Annotated in this window: 11 protein-coding genes and 1 pseudogene; 5 read left to right on the top strand and 7 right to left on the bottom strand. The window is 35.2% G+C overall.

Annotated elements, in window-relative coordinates; translation table 11 throughout:
- Positions 1–220 (bottom strand): annotated as a pseudogene (locus RT228_RS13825) (tail-specific protease); the annotation flags it as partial.
- A gap of 340 nt (positions 221–560) precedes the next feature.
- Between RT228_RS13825 and surE the strand changes: the two are divergent.
- Genes surE through RT228_RS13800 form a run of 5 tightly spaced genes read left to right on the top strand, consistent with a single transcriptional unit; the run spans position 561 to position 5546 of the window.
- Positions 561–1328: a 5'/3'-nucleotidase SurE gene (surE, locus tag RT228_RS13820; protein ID WP_313138714.1), complete on the top strand. Its 768-nt coding sequence runs from the start codon at positions 561–563 to the stop codon at positions 1326–1328.
- Positions 1329–1607, top strand: coding sequence for a hypothetical protein (locus tag RT228_RS13815; RefSeq protein WP_006257534.1), 279 nt, complete (start codon positions 1329–1331; stop codon positions 1605–1607).
- Positions 1608–2732: a lipid-A-disaccharide synthase gene (gene lpxB / locus RT228_RS13810; RefSeq protein WP_283840766.1), complete on the top strand. Its 1125-nt coding sequence runs from the start codon at positions 1608–1610 to the stop codon at positions 2730–2732.
- Between the two features lie 23 nt (positions 2733–2755).
- Positions 2756–3376, top strand: coding sequence for a C40 family peptidase (locus RT228_RS13805; RefSeq protein ID WP_006260523.1), 621 nt, complete (start codon positions 2756–2758; stop codon positions 3374–3376).
- A 58-nt stretch (positions 3377–3434) separates the two neighbouring features.
- On the top strand, positions 3435–5546 hold the full coding sequence (locus RT228_RS13800) for a ComEC/Rec2 family competence protein (RefSeq protein ID WP_313138713.1): 2112 nt from the start codon (positions 3435–3437) through the stop codon (positions 5544–5546).
- 5 nt (positions 5547–5551) lie between these two features.
- Here RT228_RS13800 and RT228_RS13795 read toward each other — a convergent pair whose 3' ends face one another.
- The 6 genes from RT228_RS13795 to RT228_RS13770 all read right to left on the bottom strand — a co-directional run bounded on the left by RT228_RS13795 (position 5552) and on the right by RT228_RS13770 (position 16151).
- A complete protein-coding gene (locus RT228_RS13795; RefSeq protein WP_006257530.1) occupies positions 5552–6004 on the bottom strand; it encodes a thioredoxin family protein in 453 nt (150 codons plus the stop codon).
- A gap of 19 nt (positions 6005–6023) precedes the next feature.
- On the bottom strand, positions 6024–8132 hold the full coding sequence (locus RT228_RS13790; protein WP_016650102.1) for a peptide MFS transporter: 2109 nt from the start codon (positions 8130–8132) through the stop codon (positions 6024–6026).
- A gap of 707 nt (positions 8133–8839) precedes the next feature.
- Entirely contained in the window at positions 8840–10483 is a 1644-nt protein-coding gene (locus RT228_RS13785) for an MFS transporter (RefSeq protein WP_006262696.1), read from the bottom strand.
- A 523-nt stretch (positions 10484–11006) separates the two neighbouring features.
- On the bottom strand, positions 11007–13640 hold the full coding sequence (locus RT228_RS13780; protein ID WP_313138712.1) for a hypothetical protein: 2634 nt from the start codon (positions 13638–13640) through the stop codon (positions 11007–11009).
- On the bottom strand, positions 13624–14418 hold the full coding sequence (locus tag RT228_RS13775) for a GLPGLI family protein (protein WP_006260528.1): 795 nt from the start codon (positions 14416–14418) through the stop codon (positions 13624–13626). Before RT228_RS13775 ends, RT228_RS13780 begins: the two co-directional genes overlap by 17 nt.
- A 194-nt stretch (positions 14419–14612) precedes the next feature.
- Positions 14613–16151, bottom strand: coding sequence for a peptide MFS transporter (locus RT228_RS13770; protein ID WP_006257525.1), 1539 nt, complete (start codon positions 16149–16151; stop codon positions 14613–14615).
- Between the last annotated feature and the right edge of the window lie 14 nt (positions 16152–16165).

Here is a 16165-nt window from a genome sequence, read left to right as displayed (position 1 = left end):
GATATTCTTTATATACAGTAGCAGAGAATTTATCATCAATCTTTGCTGGATTATAATGTGTGTTTTCTAATATATACGTTACTAATTCTAAAAGAAGCTGATCTTTTTCAGGCGTATCTTTTTGCTGTTTAGGCATAAAACTCCACAGAAGAGCAGACACTCCGATAAGTAGAAGTATAACCTTATAATTTCTTTTCATAAATAGCTTAAAAGTATTCATTAATTAGTTTTGAACTAAAGTAGTTAAAAAAGTAAATATTTATACGATATGGTCGATAATTATTTGTTAAAACACATAATCGTATAAAAATCCGTAGTTGTTATATGCTTAAACCCAAAATCCGCATCAGTCAAATACTGCAAAGTAATTCTACTTTATAGCTCCTTCATTAGCTCTAAAACCATACTAGTGTATGCTTGTATCACTAATTCTGACCTATTTTGTATAATTACTTTTCGTCTATATGTCTATCACGTATTTTCGGTTAAAACTAAGTAATTTCACAAACAAAATAACATATAATCCTTACATTAGCGAATGTAATTAAAATAAATATATGATGCAAAGACCTTTAATACTTGTTACAAATGATGATGGTATCATAGCACCAGGAATGAGAGCCTTGATAAGTGTGATGAAAGAGATAGGAGAAGTAGTGGTAGTTGCCCCAGATAGTGCTCAATCTGGAATGGGGCATGCTGTAACGATCAATAATACGCTTACGTTAGAAAAAGTAAATATCGACCCAGAGATAGAATTAGAATACGCTTGTTCAGGTACACCTGTAGACTGTGTAAAGATAGCGCTAGGACAAATACTAGACAGAACACCTGATCTGTGCGTGTCTGGAGTAAATCATGGTTCTAACTCTTCTATTAATGTAATCTATTCTGGTACGATGAGTGCTGCACTAGAAGCAGGAATGAGCGGTATACCTGCAATAGGTTTCTCTTTATTAGATTTTAGCTGGAGCGCAGATTTTGAACAAATAAAACCTTTTATAAAAAAGATTACAACAGAGGCACTTAAACATGGGATTCCAAAAGACGTGGTGTTGAATGTAAACTTCCCAAAGTTGGCTACTGAAGATATTAAAGGAATAAAAGTGTGTAGACAAGCTAAGGCTACATGGGTGGAGAACTTCGATAAACGAGTTAGTCCTCATGGAAAAGAGTACTACTGGTTAGTAGGAGAATTCGTGAACCAAGATAAGGGAGAAGATACAGATGAGTGGGCATTGCGAAATGACTATATCTCTATCGTACCAGTGCAATTTGACTTAACAGCACATCAAGTATTAGAACGTATTAATAGATGGGATCTGTAGATGAAAGATAAGATTGTTCATATTCTAATCGGTTTTGTTGGAGGTGTAGTGGCTACTGTAGTGGGTATAGAACTTTATTTGTTGTTGTTTACTAACTATGAGTTGTTTAGTGATTTTAGTTTCATTAATAACATAGGGTTGGTAGGAAGAATAACAGCGATAGGGAGCTTACTTAATTTGCTATTGTTTACGTTTTTTATTAATCGCAGATTAGATTTTATGGCTAGAGGTTGTATTTTAGCCGTAATTATTTTAACCATAATAACACAGTTAGTGTAGATGAAGTATTATATAATAGCAGGAGAGGCATCAGGGGATCTACATGGATCTAATCTTATGCGATCTATATACAAGAAAGACCCTGAGGCAGAGATACGCTTTTGGGGAGGAGATTTAATGCAACAGGTAGGCGGTAAGCTCGTGAAGCATTATAAAGATCTTGCTTTTATGGGATTTGTTGAAGTGGTACAAAATCTAGGAACAATATTGCGCAATATTAAGTTCTGTAAAAAAGATATCGCATCTTTTAATCCAGATGTATTAGTGTTTATTGATTACCCCGGCTTTAATATGCGAATAGCTAAATGGGCAAAGAAAATAGGTATAGAAACACATTATTATATCTCACCTCAAATATGGGCTTGGAAGGAGAATCGAATCAATGATATCAAAAGAGATTTTGATTTTATGTATGTAATTCTGCCTTTCGAAAAGGATTTTTATGAGAAGAAACATAATTACCCTGTAACCTTTGTAGGACACCCATTAATTGATGCTATTGCAAATTACCGTGCACAGGAGCATGAGGACTTTAGAAAAAAGCACAATTTAGATGATAGACCAGTGATTGCGTTATTACCTGGTAGTAGAAAGCAGGAGATCAGTAGATTATTAAATGAAATGCTTTCTGTAATACATCATTACCCACAATATCAATTTGTAATAGCTGGTGCTCCAGGACAAGAAGCTTCATTCTATGAGACTTTTATAAAAGATCAAAATATTTCGTTTGTATTTAATGAAACGTATGCTTTATTGAATATTGCCCATGCTGCATTAGTGACTTCAGGTACAGCAACGTTGGAAACAGCCTTGTTTAGTGTGCCACAGGTTGTCCTGTATAAGGGAAACCAGATGTCTTATGAAATAGCGAAGCGCATCATTAAATTAAAGTATATTTCTTTAGTTAATTTAATTATGGATGATGATGTGGTGGTAGAGCTTATTCAAGGGGATTGTAATGCTGTGAGAATAGAGCAAGAATTCGCAAAAATCATACAAGGTGAAAAAAGAAATGAAATATTGTTAAAATATAAAGAATTAATTCGTAATTTAGGCGGTCAAGGAGCGAGTGATTATGTTGCGGATGAAATAATAAAAAATCATATGACAAAAAGAAGTTAGTTAACCACCACAAAATAACCAATATGAAAAAGTTTACATTATTATTAATCAGTGTTTTGGGCCTTTCTGGTTTCCATACAATAGAAGCGAAGACAACAAGTAAAGCTGTTTATAGTAGCCCTGTTAAAAAGAAACCTACAGCCGTTATCGCTGAGAGTAAAAATGTAGATGATAAAATACAAGCAGAATTAGACGCTTTGTTAGGTGACTTTATGGAGGAGGCAAAAGAAGCAAAGGGGGAGTACTTTGATAACTTGACTAGTCAAGTGTTGAATACCGCTTTTGATTATGAAGGAGTGCGTTATAGATATGGTGGAATGAGTAGAAAAGGTATGGACTGCTCTGGTCTAGTGATGACTGCTTTCGGAGATACTAGTGTGAATCTGCCACGTACCTCAAGTGAAATGGCTCAAGTAGGTGAACGTGTGAGAAAAGCAGAAGCACAGACAGGTGACCTAATCTTCTTTAAAACTCGTGGCAATAGAATTAGTCATGTAGGAATAATCACTGAAGTATTAGATGACGAAATTAAGTTCATTCATTCTTCAACTAGTAAAGGAGTAATTGTGTCTTCAACAAAAGAAAATTACTATAGTAGAACTTTCGCACAGATTAACCGTGTTGTTCTAGAAAGTATGAATTAAGATTACAAGGATTCAAAAAATAATATTAAGCTCTATCCATCAGGATAGGGCTTTTTTTATGGTATTCACTATATTTTTAGAATTGCTGATACTAATCAAAGAATCAGTTATTTTGGAAAGGGTTTTGATACTTATTGTAAGTATGAAGCCTATTAAATTCTCTTTTTTATTTTATTCTCTATTCCTTTTTTTGGGAATATACTTAGACTTACCTATAAGTACTTTTTGGGTGATAGCCACTTTATGTATTCTTCTATTTGTATTGACAATGTCATTAATGAATAGATATGTACATTTTCCGTCTTGGTTTACGGGGAGTAAGGATATTGTATTATTTGTCAGTCTCTTTTTCTTTTTAGGTGTTGGGTTAAAAGGTTTGGTTAAGAATCAATATGATTCTGAGTTACTAAAAATAGAGACATATCTAAACAAGCCTAAAAAAAGTAGAATAGATATAAAAATAACAGAGACTCTTAGTAATAAAACGAACAAACGATTTATAGGAGAATTGATTAGAGTAGGTGATACAGTGTGCAGTAATAAGATTGCTCTTTATTTTAATGAGCGTCAAGATTCACTTGTAGTAGGAGATGTCATTAGTTATTATGGCAGGGTAGGGAGTATACAACAACCGAAGAACCTTGGTCAGTTTGATTATCGAAAGTATATGCAAGGTAAGGGAATCTTTATTCAAAGTTACGTAGGAGATTACTTTGTAGTAGGACATGAAGTACATTGGCGTTATGAAATATTGAGGATAAGAAGGTATTTAATAGATAAGATATATAGCGACTCTACTGTTCTTCAAGAGAATACTAAAGGTCTAATCATGGCGCTATTACTAGGGGAGAAGTCATTTATAGACACTACGGTTCTTAATCAGTTTAAGGAAGTAGGTGTTATGCATGTATTAGCTATTTCAGGATTGCATGTAGGACTTATCTACTTAGTTCTTGCCCGAAGTTTATTCTTTTTACCTAAGAAGATAAGGAGTATTGTGATACTTGTATTGCTGTGGTTCTTTGTCTTTTTATCAGGTTTCTCAGCTTCAGTATTTAGAGCGGTCCTCATGTTTACGATTTATCTTGTTAGTCAACTCCTAAGAAGAAATCAGAATTTAGAGCACAGTATCGGTTTAGCCTTATTTTGTAGTCTATGTATATATCCTTATTGGGTATATGACCTCGGTTTTCAGTTAAGTTATTTAGCTGTTATTAGTATAGTCTATATTCACCCTCTATTTAAGAAGCATTATTCTAAGCATAAAATAATCCAGTATATTCAAGGAATTATTTATATCTCCATAAGTGTACAGATTGGTTTGATACCTATTCAGTTATATTATTTTCAGCAGTTTTATTTTCTGTTTTTATTAGCTAATCTAATTGTCATACCGTTAATAACAGTACTTATTATTTTAGGGATGGTCTATTTGATTGTGATGTGGATTGAAAGTATATCTATAGCAGTTGGTTTTTGCCTTAATGTGTTAACGGATCTAATGTACCGCTTAATAGAACTAGTGTATCGTTTGGATTATTTCTCTTATCAGAATGTACAGATAAGCTTTACACAAATGTCTTTAATCTTGATTCTTATAGGAGGAGTATTACTTACTTATTATCAGAAGAAATTGAGATATATAGTAGTAGGGGTGCTGCTATGTAGTGCTCTACAGTTAGGTACTACTTTAGGATCCAGTAAAGAAGATACTTTGGATACTGAAATTGTGGTTCCATTCATGTCTAATAAGAATAATAGATCAGTATGGATTAGAGACTATGATACGGTACATGTATTAATGAATCTTATTGATAGTACTGATCAGAGATATTTACGTGATTTAGATAAATATGTACAAGAGTATGGTTTAGATAAAGTCATGTACCATCCATTAGAGGGAATTGTACCGAGTACTCAAGACAAATTGCTAATTATAGATACTGATAGGATAGCGTATAATGGAGTATTAGATGCTTCTGTTGTATTATTCTCTGGGCAACCTAAGATTAACTTTGAGCGAATGCTAGAAGTGAGGTTACCTAAATTAGTGATCTTTCATAATTCAGTCCCTTTTTGGTTTAAGAGAAAGTGTATTGATATATGTGTAAAAAAGAATATCCCTTTCCATGATATGTATGAAAAGGGATATTGGTCTTCTTTATTATAATGATCTTAAATCTGTTGTAATAGTTGTTGAGGGGTTTGGTACCCAACGATTACTTTAGTCACATCACCTTTTGTACCGAAGATAACCATAGAAGGGTATCCAGGTATTCTTAAGAACATCGTGAAGTCATGTGTAGCATTTCTACCTTTTCTTTCACTGTTGTATCCAGGGTTTGTGTACTTTGTTCCTTTGTAGTTTATTTCTTCATTACCTTCTGCATCAAATTTCACAGCATAGTAATTCTTGTTGATATACTCGATTACTTTAGCATCGCTAAAAGTATTTTTGTCCAGCATTTTACAAGGTCCACACCAGTCAGTAAAAGCATCCATAAAGATAGGCTTAGCTTCTTTCTTTTGTGCTGCGATAGCTTCGTTAAACGACATCCATTTTATTTCTTGAGCATTAGCTGTTAATCCTAAGAAAGTAATGGTAAGTAATAAAAACAGTTTTTTCATATTTCTTTTAATATTGTTATTATTTGACCCCGTGCATTAATTTCTTCAACACTGGGTTAAGAGCAATAACTAACAATCCTGCTACAATAGGCACTATAGTGAAGATTAAGAAGAATACTGATAATGAGTATTGCTCTGTAATAGTTTCTATTTGTCCACCTAATGTGGCAGCTAAATTGTTTCCAATTGCGATTGCAAGATACCACATTCCGAACATTAGTGCAATCATTCTTGCAGGAACTAATTTAGAAACATACGATAATCCTACAGGTGATGAGAATAATTCTCCTAATGTATGGAAGAAGTAAGCAAAAACTAACCACATCATAGATACTCTCGTACCTTCTGTAATACCATGTGAACCGTATGCTAATACTCCGAATCCGATAGCCATAATAATTAATCCAAGTCCATACTTAATAGATGCAGGAGGGTTAAATCTAGAATCCCATAACTTAGATACTAGAGACGCTAATGCAATAATAAAGAATGAATTAAGAATAGAGAACCATGAAGCTGTTATTTCTACTTGATTATCTTTTATTTCTGTTATCTCTGCTTGTACTATTTCAGTTTCTTTATTTGCTTCAGTAAACTGTTTAGTTAGATGTTCTTTTTGTTTACTATCAAGGATATTAAAGTTACCTAACTCTTGAAAGATTTCTACTTTATCCCCTTTAGTTAATGTTGCTAACTGTGATACTACAGCAGTATGTTTGACCACATTATCTCCTTCTTTAGGTTGGTTAGCAGCATGTATCGCTTTATAGTCATAGATAGGCTCATTGTGCTTGTCTAGAATAGGCTTACCTTCTCTATCTACTTTTTGAACTTGGATTGCATCATAAGTAACTTCGTATGCATGTAATGACCAGTCTCTGTTAAGCATCCAGATAGCTGATGCCCATACTCCCACAAAAGTAATCGCTAATATAATGTTAGATAGTAACGCTTTCTTAATTGTCTGTTTTGCTAATAAAATAAGTACCCAAGAGATAATTAGTAAGGGCACTATCGTCAGTAATGAGTTGAAGATATTAAATAATAATGCTTTGTCTCCAGATAGAATTCTCTGTGTATTATCACGTGCGAAGATGATTAGCGATGTAGCTCCTTGTTCAAACGACATCCAGAAGAATATCGTAAAGAAAGCAAAGATGATAACAGCTATCATACGATCTCTAACTACTTTAGCATATCTCATTATACGTGATATAATTAACCACATCAATATTAATAGTCCTGTGACAACAACTACTGCCTGACCATCCATACCGAATATTTCGGCAGGGAATAATCTAATCTTACCTACGATATAGAATACATCACTAAATGCATATAAGAATCCAATGATAGTAGTAATAGCTATAAGTATATAGTCTAATGTAGTAAATGGATTGCGTTTCAGTTCATCCTGTTGAGCAGGTGTTAAGTCTTTCGTATCTAGAGGTGTGTCTTCTTTTATTTCTGTAGATGTATTAGGAACATCACCGATAGCTCCGAAGATAGGTTTAGCAAACCAAAATTGTAGTGTACCTAGTAACATGAAGATACCTGCTAAACCAAATCCATAGTGCCATCCGATACGCTCTCCGATATATCCACATAGCATCATACCAAAGAATGCTCCTGCATTAACTCCCATGTAGAAGATTGTATAAGCTCCATCTTTTTTCTCAGGGAATGATTTATACATCTCTGATAGGATAGAAGTCATATTTGGTTTAAAGAACCCTGTACCTACTACTAATAGTACTAATCCTAGATACATAAAGAACTCTGTCTCAAAAGTCATAGAGGCATGCCCTAGCGTCATAATTAGTGAACCAATTACTACAGCCCATCTATAACCTAGATATTTATCTGCTAGGATACCTCCGAAGATAGGGGTGATGTATAATAACATGGCATAAGTAGCGAATATAGCTCCTGCATCTACTACACTCATTTCCCATCCAGGGTTGAGGCCTATGACAGACATGGTTAAGAATTGAATCAATAATACGCGCATTCCGTAGAATGAGAATCGCTCCCACATCTCTGTAAAGAAGAGAACGAATAATCCTGAAGGATGTCCCAGAACTTTACTGTCGAAGAAGTTCGGCCGGTCAGTAGTAGAGTTTTCCATAATGTAATTTTAAAAGTCTAGTTTGTGGTTAGTTATAAGATTGTGTTTAAGACATAAACTCATGTCATAAAGGCTAAAAATAGTAAAATAAACTTAAGATTAATTGTTTTACTAAAAAATATAAATAGTTTTTAGTGAGAGATTAGTATTTATAGTTCGTTTTTATTCACTATTCTTAAATCTACTGGTTCATATTGCGATATGATAGAATAAAGTATAATCAGATTAAGTGTTTTTATATAAAATAGTAATTGTTGTAAAATAAAGTAATTTGCGGTTATGCTAAATTTAGCATACTAATCTGTAATGAAGAGTTGATCCTAACTTCGTCAGCATATAACTATATTGAGATCATGATGATATACTTCTATATAGATTATTCGGGTAGAGATAGAGTATCATTCGGTAAAGTACCTTTTATCCCTTGTAGTTATTAGTTATTACCGAATGATTTCCGAAGTTACTTCATTTTGTTTAATGATAGTGGTTGAATATGAGGTTGTTAATGTTTTATTGAACGTTCAGAATAGGGCAATAAGAGATTATGGAGTCATTAACTCCAAATGAGGGCATTAGTAGACGATTTGTTGTTAGTTGTGTTTATAGAAGTTGATATGGAGCCTCTTTAGCACACGCTAGTATAGAGAACTAGATAATGTATAAACATAAAAAAACGCCTTAGATTACTAAGGCGTTTATATGAGTATTTATTGATTTGCTTTTTTCTGTTCTAGAGGTCTGATGACTAGTCTGTCGTAGATGACTAGTGTGACCACAGAGAACATCCCGATACCGAATACCACATACCATATCTTGTTTGGATTATAAGTGCTCCATAGCATATCTACCATCTCCCAGTGAGACATGCTTAACTTCTGTTCTGCTAAAGCGAAGTATTCATTCTTAGAGAATGGGAAGTGTACTTGGCTAATGTCAATACCTTTATTGATAGCGTATTCTTTAAAAGAGGTAGCCACTTGTGACCAATCTACGCTGTCCGCTTTAAGGTTAAACTGTTTTTCGAAGGCAGATAGGGACATATTTAGAGTCTTTGATCCTTGTTCTATAAATTGTTCATGTGTTACCACTTCCGGCATTTCGATGCTTCTAGTAGCCATCTCACGTTTTAGTAGTGATAGTTTATCTGACCATGATTGGTATAGACTTCCTGAGATAAAACTTGTCACGAAGTAACTAGCTGCCACAGGTAAGAAGTAAGTCCCTTGATATAATCCGTCTTTTCCTTTAGGAGTAATTAACGCGATGAATGATGATACAGTAGGACTAGACATCATCTCTCCGATAGAGAAGATCATCGTACCTAATATAGTAAACAGTGGATTGTGCGTATAGAACGTAAGTCCTACTCCTATACTCGCGATTATAGCACCTCTGATTACTGCGTTGATATGGCGCATCTTCGTCACGAAGAATGAGATCGTCACCTGACAAATGATAATCATGAATGAGTCAACATTAGTGAACCACTCAGGTTTTACCTGTCCATCTTGAGTCATAAGAGTACCTAAGAACGGAATGTTTTCGTTTAGCCAATCACTGATAGATGATGAGTTCACCCAGTCTTCGATGAAGTTAGGCAGTGTGTTGAACAGTTGGTTAAACATCGTCCAGAACCCAATCATTAATAATAATAGTATTCCTAGACGTACATCTTTTAGCGCTTCGAAGATCCCTAATACAGAATCTTTAATCGCTTTACCGATAGAATCTTTAGGCTTCTCTACTTTAGGATCCTTATAGAATAGTAATAGGATTACTAGGTTGATCGCGATCACGATAGCAGCTTGGATAAAGATGATTCTCCATCCATATGTAGTACGTAAGCCTGATGACATCGCAGGTCCGATAAACCCTCCGATATTAACCATCATGTAGAATATACCGAAACCTAGTGTACCCGTAGACTTATCTGTATCTCTAGCGATGATAGCTGAGGCTACAGGCTTAAAGAAGGCTGCACCTACTGCTACTAGTAGGAATACTAGGTATACACTCCAGTAGCTACTTACTTCTCCTAGTAGATAGTATCCAGTGATCATGATGATGAAGGAGATCATTAGAGATAGTTTATATCCTATACGATCTGCTATCACACCGAATAGGAGCGGTAGGAAGTATAATATACCTACTACATTCCCCATGATATTTCCTTTCTGTACGTGGTCAAAGCCCAGTCCTCCTGTATCAGTAGAACCTACTAGATATAACCCTAATAGGGTGTATATCCCATACCATGCCCAGCGTTCCATCAACTCCATAAAGCTGGCTATCCAGAAATTCTTTTTGAATGACAGTAGTGTTTGAACGAATGATTTATTATTCTCAGACATAATTGTTAGGGTAGTTTAATTGAGGAGTGTAAGTTAAAGGGTAAATTTTAGTTAGCCAATGTTTTTTTGTGTTTTGTTTGGCTGTGGTTTTGAGCTGTATTTATGTCCATGTCTTAGGTTATAGGTTAGGGGTAGAATACAGTGTATCTCTGTTAAATATGGAATGTAAAGGAACTGTATACAGTTAGCACAGTGTCCCACTTTCTACTACCATATAAGGGCAATAGTAGTCATCAAGAGTCAAAATAATCAGTATTTAAAATCAACGTAGGAGGATGTGATAAGTTTGTCCTGAGATTATTCTCATTCGTTCTTTGATATAGTGAAATGAAAAAGCGCTTTAGGCAACTAAGGCGCTTTTATTATATTAAACCAAAATCTACATTAGTCAAATACTACAAAGCCATTCTACTTCATAGCTCTTTCATTAGCTCTAAAACCATACTATAGTATGCTTGTCTCGCTAATTCAGACCTATTTTGTATAATTACTTTTCGTTGATATGTCTAGTGCAAATTTTGGTTTAAAAAGAATAATTTACACTGAGTAGTAGTTGTCTTCCTAATAGCTTATAGGTCGTAGAGGTACTGCTGTAGTCTGTTAAGGCGTAGTTTGCATACGTCTTAGTATTAAAGAGGTTCGTTAACTCTAGACGAGCGTTCCACTTCGACTTATTAGGGATATACGCAATATTAAAGTCTAAAAAGGTATAATACTTACGTGTAGGTGCCACCTTATCGAAAGAATATAACTCACTGATAAGGTTTAAGAAGAAGGTATCTTTCAGTTTATATTTAGCAGTCAGTTTAGTTTCTGTGTCTATAAAGCGCTCAGTGCTAATGATGTTCATATATGTAGTAAACCAATTCGTACTTATGGCATAGTTAAGCCTTGATCTAAGGTTAGACTTCAGTTCTATTCCATAGGTAAGTGATGTACTTCTGACCCGTCTCGTGTCAGAATCATTTAGTGTGTTATAGAAGTCAGCTTGATTGGTGTTTAGACTCAGTTTTAGGTTGTGTTTTAGCTTTTGGAAGTAATATTCTGTAGAGGCTAGTATGAAGTAGCTCTCATTGTTCTTTATAGTAGATATATGGCTCTTCGTATGATTAGGATAGATATAGTTATTCTGTGTATAAAAGTCGTTGTACTTATTATACGATATCGTCACCGTAGAGAATGACCTATCATGGTAGTTCCCTAATGTATAGGTTAGACCTACTGCATTATTTGTGAAAGGATCAAGGTTCGTAGCTCCTCTTAAGAAGCTTCTATACGATGTCTGTATATACCCATCATAGGTTTTGGCAGCATTGATATTGGTATAACCGTATTTATAATAGATGTCTATTTTGTTCTTGTCATTAATTCTTTTCTCGATAGAGAAGTGTGGGCTTATGACTAACTTCTGAAGGCTGTTATTCGTAGTTATTGATTTCAGTCTATTGTCAAATAAGGAAGCCGAGATACTTGTCCCCATACTCCACGTACCCCATGTCATCTTCGTCAATGCTTTTGCATAGAGTTCGTTTACTTTTAAGGTTGAGTTATTCTTGTTAGTATAGGTGTCATCATCTGCTAAGTTGTTTAGACTGTAGAGATGTGTGTTCGTGTTCGTATTCCCTAGCGTGATGTGAAGTAGGTGGTTACCTTTCATCATTCCTTTATAACTAGCCTGTATAGTGTGATAGTTCATTTTATTCTGAACGAGTTGACAGAATGGGGCTGTCGCATCCTGTATATAGATATTAGGTGTATTGATATAATCCTGAGTGTTCTGCTCATAGATATTCTTATAGCTAAGCACTAAAGCTTCTCTATCAGATAGTTTAGTGGTGTACTCTAAGTTCTGTTCTACTCTTTTGTTCTGATTATCTAGAGCTTGATTATTTGGAATAACGTTGTAGCGTACATCGCTATTGATTTTACTGTTTGAGATATTGCCTTTTAGATCATATTTCAGTGTAGAGGTTTTATTGATATCGTAGACCATATCTCCTTTTAGAAACGAGAAGTTACTTCTGTTCCTATTGCTCATCATTTCTATATTGTGATAGGAATGACCTGGAGTATATAAGGTCTGATCCATTGCCCTTTTGCCTAGCAGAGTCTCTTTATTAAACAGCCCTGATATCTTCACTTCTACTTTAGGAGATAGAGTTACAGCCGTGTTGATAGAAGCAAACTGGTTATTGTTATCCTTATATCGATGGTTTCGGAGGCTTAGCGAGATATTGTCAATATTGATAGGATTAGATAGAGCAGTAGGAGTTGTTATTTCCCCTTTATTGCTATTTAGAAACGAGCTAAGGTCACCCGTAGCGTCATAGCTAATATTGTTAGACTGTAAGATAGAGTAGAACTTCGTCTTTTTGCCAAAGTTCATGATGTTTGATCTTGCACTATGTATCTCCTTATCACGTATACCAGCTCCCACCTCTACATTGCCAAACCATACACGCTTAGCCTCTTCACTGAGTTTAAGGTTAAGTGCTATTTTCTTAGCAGGGTTTAGATCTGTCAGGTGTTTGTTCTCAGAGTAGTTTTGTAGTAGTTCTACTTCTTCTACCGGATTGACAGGCATATTCTTAGTCAGTACTCTGTATCCTCTATCAAAGAGGTCTGTGCCATCTACCATGACTTTCTCTACTTCTTGATTGTTCACACTGATTTTGCCATCAGTGCTAATCTCTAGCCCTGGTAGGTTCTTGAGTAGGTCTTCTATGACGCGTTCATCTCCTTTAGAGAACTGTTTGACATTATAGACTACGGTATCCTTCTTCACCGTGATAGGTGAAGTAGCCTTAATGGTGATCTCGTTGAGTACTTCCGCAGAAGAGAGCAGGTATAGGGGTGTGTCTAGACCATAGTTGTTTTTAGTAGCATCTAGGGTGATAGTTGTTTTCTCTATTCCTATTTTTTGTATCGTAAGTTGAGAGGCAGTAGGGTGGTTCACTACATTCTTAAACTCTACTAGTCCTTCATTGTTAGAGGAGGTATACGCTAAGGTTTTATTGTTTTGATCTTGTAGAAATACTGTTGCACGGATTATCTCTACACCCTGACTATCTAGTAGTCGTGTAGAGATATGCTGTGCTTGCGTAGTTAAAGTAAACAGAACAAGTAATATAAAAGTTATGTTATTCTTCCCACTCATATTTGCGTTCGAGTTCACTGTTTTTTAAACGTTCAAATTGATTAGGATCTGTCATGACCTCGAGTATCTCTACGCCAGGTATATTGCCAAAAGGATTGCGATGAGGGCCATTGACTAGTCTATCAAGCTCTTTGTAGTATTTCTCTTGAAATGATTGGATAGACTCGTTGGCACGACTAACGTCATATCTAAAAGGTAATATCTTGAATTTGTTGACTTCTATATTCTGTATGCTCCAATGGTATCTGTGTTCATCATCATAGAGCTCAAATACTAAACCAGGTAAGTTATTGAACTTCCAAGGGCCTACTTGTACAGGATAGTCAGTAGAGTACCATGCCGTATAGTTTCTCCCTCTAAAGCTTAATGTAGCCTTGTGAAGTGCGATTTGTTCTGCATTGGTTTTGGTCTCATCGTGTAGTTGCCAATCCATTTGAGGAATATCTTCCTTGATAAAGTATCGCGCTTCCCAAGGCTTTATTCTTGAATAGAGCAGGTTCTTCTTAAAGTCAAAGTAGAAGAACTCTTCAAATTCTTGTTTATCGTAAATCACTATTTCATTTGGCTCTCTGGGAGGCTCTTTAGTGAATTTGTATTTGCCATTAATGTATAGACTTTTATCTTCTTTAGGGCTAATGTATAGTTTGTCTTCTGCTGAGATGATATGAGCATCAGAAGTTGTTGTCTTTAGATAAGTGATGCCGTAATTGGTATCTTGGGCATATCCAATAACACATAAGAATAGAATAATAAATAAGTAATAGGTTGATTTATACATATCTAAGTTTTAGTTCTTGTTAGAACGTTGTGTATAGATCAGATATTGTAAATATTATTAATTAAATCTTAAAAACTAAGGAAGGAAAGCTGGTTCGTTTTATTGTTTTTATTTGTTTATTGAAAGTATTGCATAAAAAAAGCGCCTTAGTTGCCTAAGACGCTTTTGTATATTAGATTAGAATAGATAGTGAACTATCTAACTTCTTGCATAAGTTTTTTCATAAGTGGAGAAAGTGCGATTAACACTACCCCTGCGATTACTGCATATAATCCTAAATCTTTATACCCATCAGTATACGCTAATAGAGCATCATAGTTAGGATGGTTACCAGTAGCTACTTCAGAACGACTCTTAGACATAGCAGCTCCTAAGATACCTGCTACATACTGTCCGTAAGCACTAGCTAAGAACCACATACCCATCATCATCCCTTGTAGATTAGCTGTAGAAAGTTTAGTCATGATTGATAGACCAATCGGTGATAAACACAGCTCCCCTAAAGTAATAATCAATAAGGCAAAAGTAAAGAAGTCTAATGATGTCATACCTGCTGCGTCAGCGAATAGACGTGTAGCAAATAATGCATAGTATCCAGCTCCTAATAGGATAAATCCTAAACCGAACTTCATTACTGTATTTGGCTCTATTTTCTTCTTAGCCATCCAGATCCATAATAGACCTAAGATAGGTGCGATGAAGATGATGAAGAAAGCTCCTCCTGAGTTATTCACTCCGTTAGGATCTAAGTGCATACCTAGTAAATCAGAGTTTAAGTTCTTCGCTGCGAAGATGCTTAATGATCCTCCTGCTTGCTCATAGATACCGAAGAATAGAATAGAGAAGAAGATAAATACTAGGGCAGCGATAATCTTTTTACGCTCCGCACTAGTCAGCTTCGTCATTTCATAGAATAAGTAGATTAATGCTAATGGTCCTACTGTGTACATAAAGTATGCAGTATAGTCTGTGTTATCAATCATGAATACGATAACAGGTACCATCGCAAACGTAAGGATGTATGTCCCTACTTCTTTCCATAAAGGCATTTTAGTCTCACTACCATCTTTAGCTACTTGCATAGGCTGTAGTCCGATAGGTCCTAAATGACGTTTTGTAAAGATGAAGTTGATTAAACTCACTAACATCACGAAAGCAGCTAAACCAAAAGCTACACTCCAACGGTTCTCTACAGCGATAGAGTCTTGGAATAAGTGTCCTTTACCGATAGCGATACATAAGTATCCTCCGATAAGTGCTCCTAAGTTAATCCCTGCATAGAATAATGAGAAACCAGCATCAGTACGTTCGTCCCCTTTTTTGTATAAATATCCTACCATAGTAGAGATATTCGGTTTAAAGAAACCTGTACCAATTACAGTAAATGCAATACCTACGAAAAAGTAAGCGTGTGGATCTATAGCTAGAATAATACTACCTAAGATCATCATCGAGCCTCCCCAGAAAAGAGATTTACGGAAACCTAAGATTTTATCAGCGAAAATACCTCCTAAGAATGTGAATGCGTAAACGAATGCTTGTGTAGCTCCATACTGTAAGTTAGCTTGTGCTTCTTCAAAGTGTAGTTGGTCGATCATAAAGAAAACCAACATTCCTCTCATTCCATAGAAGCTAAAACGCTCCCACATCTCTGAGAAGAATAAGCTCCAGATTTGCTTAGGGTATTTACCTGAGAAATTCTGAATCTCTTCTAATGTCTGTTGTTGACTCATTTTTTTTAGTTATT

Origin of the sequence: Myroides sp. (assembly GCF_032073645.1) — a bacterium.
Taxonomy (GTDB): domain Bacteria; phylum Bacteroidota; class Bacteroidia; order Flavobacteriales; family Flavobacteriaceae; genus Flavobacterium; species Flavobacterium odoratimimum.
The sequence above is the reverse complement of the archived record's forward strand: the minus strand, read 5'-3'. Positions and strand labels throughout refer to the sequence as shown.

Excerpts from the sequence above, each read along its gene's own strand:
- surE (WP_313138714.1), top strand. The coding sequence starts at position 561 with ATGCAAAGACCTTTAATACTTGTTACAAATGATGATGGTATCATAGCA.
- RT228_RS13815 (WP_006257534.1), top strand. The coding sequence starts at position 1,329 with ATGAAAGATAAGATTGTTCATATTCTAATCGGTTTTGTTGGAGGTGTA.
- lpxB (WP_283840766.1), top strand. The coding sequence starts at position 1,608 with ATGAAGTATTATATAATAGCAGGAGAGGCATCAGGGGATCTACATGGA.
- RT228_RS13805 (WP_006260523.1), top strand. The coding sequence starts at position 2,756 with ATGAAAAAGTTTACATTATTATTAATCAGTGTTTTGGGCCTTTCTGGT.
- RT228_RS13800 (WP_313138713.1), top strand. The coding sequence starts at position 3,435 with ATGGTATTCACTATATTTTTAGAATTGCTGATACTAATCAAAGAATCA.
- RT228_RS13795 (WP_006257530.1), bottom strand. The coding sequence starts at position 6,004 with ATGAAAAAACTGTTTTTATTACTTACCATTACTTTCTTAGGATTAACA.
- RT228_RS13790 (WP_016650102.1), bottom strand. The coding sequence starts at position 8,132 with ATGGAAAACTCTACTACTGACCGGCCGAACTTCTTCGACAGTAAAGTT.
- RT228_RS13785 (WP_006262696.1), bottom strand. The coding sequence starts at position 10,483 with ATGTCTGAGAATAATAAATCATTCGTTCAAACACTACTGTCATTCAAA.
- RT228_RS13780 (WP_313138712.1), bottom strand. The coding sequence starts at position 13,640 with ATGAGTGGGAAGAATAACATAACTTTTATATTACTTGTTCTGTTTACT.
- RT228_RS13775 (WP_006260528.1), bottom strand. The coding sequence starts at position 14,418 with ATGTATAAATCAACCTATTACTTATTTATTATTCTATTCTTATGTGTT.
- RT228_RS13770 (WP_006257525.1), bottom strand. The coding sequence starts at position 16,151 with ATGAGTCAACAACAGACATTAGAAGAGATTCAGAATTTCTCAGGTAAA.